Below are 6,263 nucleotides of genomic sequence, written 5' to 3'. Positions count from 1 at the left end.
ATGCCCGGCGACAACGTGACGATGAACGTCCAGCTGATCGTTCCGATTGCCATGGAAGAGAAGCTCCGCTTCGCTATCCGTGAAGGTGGCCGCACTGTCGGCGCCGGCGTCGTCGCTTCGATCGTCGAGTAATTGATCGTTTCGAGGTGATACGGGGCGGGGTTCGCTCCGCCCGCGTCTCCTCTAGAGGTAAACAAATGAACGGTCAGAATATCCGTATCCGTCTCAAAGCGTTCGATCATCGTATCCTCGATGCCTCGACGCGCGAGATCGTCAACACGGCCAAGCGCACGGGCGCGCAGGTCCGGGGCCCGGTTCCGCTTCCCACGCGAATCGAGAAGTTCACGGTCAACCGGTCGCCCCATATCGATAAGAAGAGCCGCGAACAGTTCGAGATGCGCACCCACAAGCGCCTCCTGGACATCATCGATCCGACCCCGCAGACCGTGGACGCGCTGATGAAGCTCGACCTCGCGGCCGGCGTGGACGTCGAGATCAAGCTCTGAGAACAAGAGCCGGGTTGAGAGAGAACGCTATGCGCTCAGGTGTCATTGCACAGAAGGTCGGCATGACCCGCGTCTACAACGACGCAGGCGAGCATGTTCCCGTGACGGTTCTCAAGCTTGAGAACTGCCAGGTGGTTGCTCACCGTACCGAAGAAAAGAATGGCTATACCGCGGTCCAGTTGGGTGCCGGTACGGTCAAGGTCAAGAATGTCTCGAAGGCGATGCGCGGCCACTTTGCCGTGGCGCAGGTCGAGCCGAAGCGTGAAGTCGCCGAGTTCCGGGTTTCCCCCGAGAACCTCATCGAGGTGGGTGCCGAACTGACGGCCGATCACTTCGTTGCCGGCCAGTTCGTCGACGTAACCGGTACCTCGATCGGTAAGGGTTTCGCCGGCGCCATGAAGCGCTGGAACTTCCACGGCGGCCGCGCCACCCACGGTAACTCGGTCTCGCACCGCGTGCTGGGTTCGACCGGTCAGCGCCAGGATCCGGGCAAGGTCTTCAAGAACAAGAAGATGCCTGGCCACATGGGCGATGAGCGCGTGACCACGCAGAACCTCAAGATCGTGCGCACCGATGCCGATCGCGGTCTGATCCTGGTCGAGGGCGCAGTCCCCGGTGCCAAGGGCGGCTGGATCCTCGTCCGCGACGCGGTCAAGAAGAAGCTTCCGGAAGGTGTTCCCACCCCGGGCAAGTTCCGCAAGGCGGCGCCCGCTGCGACCGCGGAGGCAGGTGAGTGATGGAACTCGAAGTCAAGACCCTCGATGGCGCTGTTGCCGGGACGGTCGCGCTTTCGGACGAGATCTTCGGTCTCGATCCGCGTGCCGACATCCTGCAGCGCGTCGTGCGCTGGCAGCTCGCCAAGCGCCAGGCCGGCACGCATAAGACTCTGACCCGTACAGAGATCACAAAGACCGGCAAGAAGATGTATCGGCAGAAGGGCACCGGCGGCGCCCGTCACGGCAACAAGGCAGCCCCGCAGTTCCGCGGTGGTGGCAAGGCCTTCGGTCCCGTGGTGCGCAGCCATGAGCACGATCTGCCGAAGAAGGTTCGGGCCCTCGGCCTGAAGCTTGCCCTGTCGGCCAAGGCCAAGGGTGCCAACATTTTCGTCCTGGACGAGGCGATCGCCGCCGATCCCAAGACGAAGGCCCTGAAGACGAAGCTCGCCGCGCTCGGCCTCACCAACGCGCTGATCATCGACGGAGCCAATCCGCAGGATCAGTTCCGCCTGGCGGCCCGTGCCATTCCGCAGATCGACGTGCTGCCCGTGCAGGGCATCAACGTCTACGACATTCTGCGTCGTGACACGCTGGTTCTCACCAAGGCGGCCGTGTCGGCGCTCGAGGAGCGGTTCAAATGACCAATCTGAAGCACTACGACATCATCCGCATGCCGGTGGTCACTGAAAAGGCGACCATTCAGGCTGAGAACAACAAGGTGGTCTTCAACGTTGCCAAGACCGCGACCAAGCCCGAGATCAAAGCCGCCGTCGAGCAGCTCTTCTCGGTCAAGGTCAAGAGCGTCAACACGCTCGTGCGTAAAGGCAAGACGAAGCGCTTCCGTGGCATCATCGGCACCCAGTCCGACGTGAAGAAAGCGATCGTGACCCTCGAAGAGGGCCATTCGATCGACATCACGACGGGCCTCTGATCCGAGCGGCAGGACGATTATGGCACTCAAATATTACAAGCCGACGACCCCGGGCCAGCGCCAGCTGGTCCTCGTCGATCGCTCCGAGCTTCACAAGGGCGGACCGGTGAAGGCGCTGACCGAGGGTCTTAACAAGACCGGCGGTCGCAACAACCACGGCCGCATCACCGCCTATCATCGCGGTGGTGGTCACAAGCGCTCTTACCGTCTCATCGACTTCAAGCGTCGCAAGCTCGGCATGAATGCCGTGGTTGAGCGTCTGGAGTACGACCCCAACCGTACCGGCTTCATCGCCCTCATCAAGTATGAGGACGGCGAGCTGGCCTACATTCTGGCCCCGCAGCGTCTGGCCGTTGGCGACACCGTCGTCGCCGCTGCCGCCGCCGACGTGAAGCCCGGCAATGCGATGCAGCTGTCGGCCATTCCGGTCGGTACGCTGGTTCACAACGTCGAGCTGAAGCCCGGCAAGGGCGGCCAGGTCGCCCGTTCGGCTGGGTCCTACGCTCAGATCGTGGGTCGCGACCAGGGCTACACTGTCCTGCGCCTCAACTCGGGTGAGCAGCGCAAGGTGCTCGGCACATGTTTCGCCACCATCGGCGCCGTGTCGAACCCTGACCATGCCAACGTGTCGATCGGCAAGGCCGGTCGTAATCGCTGGCTGGGCAAGCGCCCGGTCAACCGCGGCGTGGCCATGAACCCGATCGACCATCCGCACGGCGGTGGTGAAGGCCGCACCTCCGGTGGCCGTCATCCGGTTACCCCGTGGGGCAAGCCGACCAAGGGCAAGAAGACGAGATCGAACAAGTCCACGGACAAGTTCATCGTCCGTAGCCGCCACGCGCGCAAGAAGTCGCAGTAAGAGAGAGGAACGACCGTGACTCGTTCGGTTTGGAAAGGCCCGTTCGTCGACGGCTACCTCCTCAAGAAGGCGGAAGTCAGTCGCGCCAGCGGCCGCAATGAAGTCATCAAGATCTGGAGCCGTCGCTCCACGATCCTGCCGAATTTCGTCGGACTCACGTTCGGCGTCTACAACGGCCAGAAGCACATCCCGGTGTCCGTGAATGAGGACATGGTGGGTCACAAGTTCGGCGAGTTCGCGCCGACCCGTACCTACTATGGCCACGGCTCGGACAAGAAGGCGAAGAGGAAGTAACCCATGGGCAAGCCGAAGCGTGAACGCACGCTCGCCGATACCGAGGCGCAGGCGGTGACCCGCAACCTTCGCGTCTCGCCGCAGAAGCTCAACCTTGTCGCGGCCATGATCCGCGGCAAGAAGGTCAACACGGCCCTGGCCGATCTCACCTTCTCTCGCAAGCGTATCGCTGGCGACGTGAAGAAGACGCTGGAGTCGGCGATTGCCAACGCCGAAAACAACCACGACCTCGACGTCGACGCGCTCGTCGTCAAGGAAGCTTTCGTGAGCAAGGGCCTCGTCATGAAGCGCTTCTCGCCGCGGGCTCGTGGTCGCGTCGGTCAGATCCAGAAGCCGTTTGCGAACCTCACGATCGTGGTTCGCGAAGTCGAGGAGACCGCCTGAGATGGGCCACAAAGTTAATCCGATCGGTCTGCGTCTCGGCATCAACCGGACCTGGGACTCGCGCTGGTTCGCGGGCAAGACCGAATACGGTGCGCTGCTGCACGAGGACCTCGCCATCCGCAATTTCCTCTTCGAGGAACTGAAGGCGGCGGCGGTGTCCAAGGTTGTGATCGAACGTCCGCACAAGAAGTGCCGCGTCACCATTCACTCGGCTCGTCCGGGCGTGGTGATCGGCAAGAAGGGTGCTGACATCGAGAAGCTTCGCAAGCAGATCGCCAAGTTCACCACCTCGGAAGTGCACCTTAACATCGTTGAAGTGCGCAAGCCCGAGACCGACGCGACCCTGATCGCCGCGTCGATCGCCCAGCAGCTCGAGCGCCGCGTGGCCTTCCGCCGTGCGATGAAGCGTTCGGTCCAGTCGGCGATGCGTCTCGGAGCCGAGGGCATCCGCATCAACGCTGGTGGTCGTCTCGGCGGCGCCGAAATCGCTCGCCTGGAGTGGTACCGCGAGGGCCGTGTGCCCCTGCACACCCTCCGTGCCGACATCGATTACGGCATTGCCACTGCCCACACCGCCTATGGCACCAACGGCCTCAAGGTCTGGGTGTTCAAGGGCGAGATCCTGGAGCACGACCCGATGGCTTCCGAGCGTCGGGCGCTTGAGGGTGGCAACGATGGCGAGCGTTCGGGCGGCGACCGCCGCCGTGATCGCGACCCGCGTGACCGTGAAGGCCGTGGCCGTGGCCGTGGTCGTGACCGCGACGCCGATGGTGCGCGTTAACTAGAGTTTTGGGAGAAGGACGATGCTTCAACCGAAGCGCACCAAATTCCGTAAGCAGTTCAAGGGCCGCATCCACGGCGTGTCGAAGGGCGGCACTGAGCTGAACTTCGGCGCCTTTGGCCTCAAGGCCATGGAGCCCGAGCGCGTCACCGCGCGGCAGATCGAGGCGGCTCGCCGCGCGATTACCCGCCAGATGAAGCGTATCGGCCGTGTGTGGATCCGCGTGTTCCCGGACGTTCCGGTCACCGCCAAGCCGACCGAAGTCCGTATGGGTAAAGGCAAGGGTTCGCCGGAGTTCTGGTGCGTCCGCATCAAGCCCGGCCGGATCATGTTCGAGCTCGACGGCGTGCCCGAGGAGGTCGCCCGTGAGGCGCTCCGTCTCGGCGCGGCCAAACTTCCGATCAAGACGCGCTTCATTCAGCGCATCGCCGAGTGATCCGCGGGGCACCCGCCCGGACGGTCGATGACCTCCAAAGCGGGTGCCGATCGGAAGACCGGCCCTACTGTTAGGACGAGAAAACGATGAAGGCGAACGACGTTCGGGCCATGACGCCCGACCAGCTCGAGGACGAGTTGGCCAAGCTGAAGAAAGAGCAGTTCAACCTGCGCTTCCAGAAGGCGACAGGCCAGCTTGAGAATACGTCCCGCGTGCGGGTCGTGCGTCGCGACATCGCCCGCATCCAGACGGTTCTGCGCGATAAGCGCGCGACTGCGAACGCTTAAGGAGAGACGAGTTGCCGAAGCGCATCCTGCAAGGCGTCGTCGTCAGCGACAAGACCGATAAGACGGTCGTAGTTAAGGTGGAGCGTCGCTTCACCCATCCGGTGCTCAAGAAGACCGTGCGCCGGACGAAGAACTACCAGGCGCATGACGAGACGAACCAGTACAAGGTCGGGGACGTGGTTTCCATCGAGGAAAGCAAGCCCATTTCCAAGACCAAGCGCTGGGTTGTGCTCTCCACCGCAAGCGCCAGCTGAGCGGGTGAGAAGTTGCTTCCGGCACTCATCCGGTGCCCAGTGAAGCAAAAAGCTGTGTCAGGAGTGCCGCCTTCGGGCGATTGCTCCGATTTAGCGACCCCGGGTCATTGACTTCTGACCTGGAGAAGCTTAAGCGGCAGACGCTAGTTTCAGAACGGAATGGCACTCGGTGCCGTTCCGTTTCGGATTGTTTCGTCGGGGCTGCCTGAGGGCGTCGCGACTTGACGGCGATAACGAGACATCCGGCCTTGTTTCCGGCCGCCTTACGAGGCGGCAGGGTAGGGGTCGGGCCTCCCAGGCTGCGGATACGGCCAGGGATTGGGATGAACTCGAAACCAGGGTCCGGCACGCCGTACCTCTATTTTCCGAGTTCCAAAACAAAGTCGCTGCCCGCCTGCGCCATCCGGCGCCGGTGGGTGCATGCATCAAGATAAGGCGGCCAAGTCATGATTCAGATGCAAACCAACCTCGACGTGGCGGATAATTCCGGCGCACGTCGTGTTATGTGCATCAAAGTGCTCGGCGGCGCGAAGCGGCGGTACGCCTCGGTGGGCGACATCATTGTCGTCTCCATCAAGGAAGCCATCCCTCGTGGTCGCGTGAAGAAGGGCGACGTGATGAAGGCGGTCGTGGTCCGCACGGCCAAGGACATCCGGCGCACGGACGGTTCGGTCATTCGTTTCGACAAGAATGCCGCCGTTCTCATCAACAACCAGAAAGAGCCGATCGGGACCCGTATCTTCGGACCGGTTCCGCGCGAACTCCGCGCCAAGAACCACATGAAGATCATCTCGCTCGCCCCGGAGGTTCTGTAA

Annotated in this window: 13 protein-coding genes; all 13 read left to right on the top strand. The window is 62.6% G+C overall.

All coding sequences use genetic code 11. The features are described 5' to 3' along the window. A partial coding sequence (locus G522_RS29635; RefSeq protein ID WP_084633219.1) for an EF-Tu C-terminal domain-related protein occupies nt 1-132 on the top strand: 132 nt, incomplete at its 5' end. Nucleotides 133-197: 65 nt separating this feature from the next. Continuing rightward, nucleotides 198-506: a 30S ribosomal protein S10 gene (gene rpsJ, locus G522_RS0116205; RefSeq protein ID WP_026782425.1), complete on the top strand. Its 309-nt coding sequence runs from the start codon at nt 198-200 to the stop codon at nt 504-506. Between the two features lie 29 nt (nt 507-535). Then, entirely contained in the window at nt 536-1,243 is a 708-nt protein-coding gene (rplC, locus tag G522_RS0116200) for a 50S ribosomal protein L3 (RefSeq protein ID WP_026791949.1), read from the top strand. Beyond that, nucleotides 1,243-1,863: a 50S ribosomal protein L4 gene (rplD, locus tag G522_RS0116195; RefSeq protein ID WP_026791948.1), complete on the top strand. Its 621-nt coding sequence runs from the start codon at nt 1,243-1,245 to the stop codon at nt 1,861-1,863. The genes rplC and rplD overlap by 1 nt, the downstream gene beginning before the upstream one ends. After that, nucleotides 1,860-2,153 (top strand): 50S ribosomal protein L23, encoded by a 294-nt coding sequence (locus tag G522_RS0116190; RefSeq protein WP_026791947.1) that lies wholly within the window; start codon nt 1,860-1,862, stop codon nt 2,151-2,153. The genes rplD and G522_RS0116190 overlap by 4 nt, the downstream gene beginning before the upstream one ends. 19 nt (nt 2,154-2,172) lie before the next feature. Then, entirely contained in the window at nt 2,173-3,012 is an 840-nt protein-coding gene (gene rplB / locus G522_RS0116185; protein WP_026791946.1) for a 50S ribosomal protein L2, read from the top strand. Nucleotides 3,013-3,027: 15 nt separating this feature from the next. Then, entirely contained in the window at nt 3,028-3,306 is a 279-nt protein-coding gene (gene rpsS, locus G522_RS0116180) for a 30S ribosomal protein S19 (protein WP_026791945.1), read from the top strand. Between the two features lie 3 nt (nt 3,307-3,309). Then, nucleotides 3,310-3,690, top strand: a complete 381-nt coding sequence (gene rplV / locus G522_RS0116175; protein ID WP_036839618.1) for a 50S ribosomal protein L22 — start codon at nt 3,310-3,312, stop codon at nt 3,688-3,690. 1 nt (nt 3,691) lies between these two features. Beyond that, a complete protein-coding gene (rpsC, locus tag G522_RS0116170; protein ID WP_026791943.1) occupies nt 3,692-4,471 on the top strand; it encodes a 30S ribosomal protein S3 in 780 nt (259 codons plus the stop codon). Nucleotides 4,472-4,493: 22 nt separating this feature from the next. Beyond that, complete coding sequence (rplP, locus tag G522_RS0116165; RefSeq protein ID WP_026791942.1) at nt 4,494-4,907, top strand: 50S ribosomal protein L16; 414 nt, start codon at nt 4,494-4,496, stop codon at nt 4,905-4,907. A gap of 86 nt (nt 4,908-4,993) precedes the next feature. Continuing rightward, nucleotides 4,994-5,194, top strand: coding sequence for a 50S ribosomal protein L29 (gene rpmC, locus G522_RS0116160; protein ID WP_026791941.1), 201 nt, complete (start codon nt 4,994-4,996; stop codon nt 5,192-5,194). Nucleotides 5,195-5,205: 11 nt separating this feature from the next. Then, nucleotides 5,206-5,448: a 30S ribosomal protein S17 gene (gene rpsQ / locus G522_RS0116155; protein ID WP_026791940.1), complete on the top strand. Its 243-nt coding sequence runs from the start codon at nt 5,206-5,208 to the stop codon at nt 5,446-5,448. A gap of 446 nt (nt 5,449-5,894) precedes the next feature. Further along, nucleotides 5,895-6,263 (top strand): 50S ribosomal protein L14, encoded by a 369-nt coding sequence (gene rplN, locus G522_RS0116150; protein ID WP_026782414.1) that lies wholly within the window; start codon nt 5,895-5,897, stop codon nt 6,261-6,263.

This window comes from Pleomorphomonas oryzae DSM 16300 (assembly GCF_000422965.1).
In the GTDB taxonomy this organism is placed as follows: Bacteria; Pseudomonadota; Alphaproteobacteria; order Rhizobiales; family Pleomorphomonadaceae; genus Pleomorphomonas; species Pleomorphomonas oryzae.
Note: the sequence above shows the minus strand (reverse complement) of the source record. Positions and strands in the feature narration are given on the sequence as shown.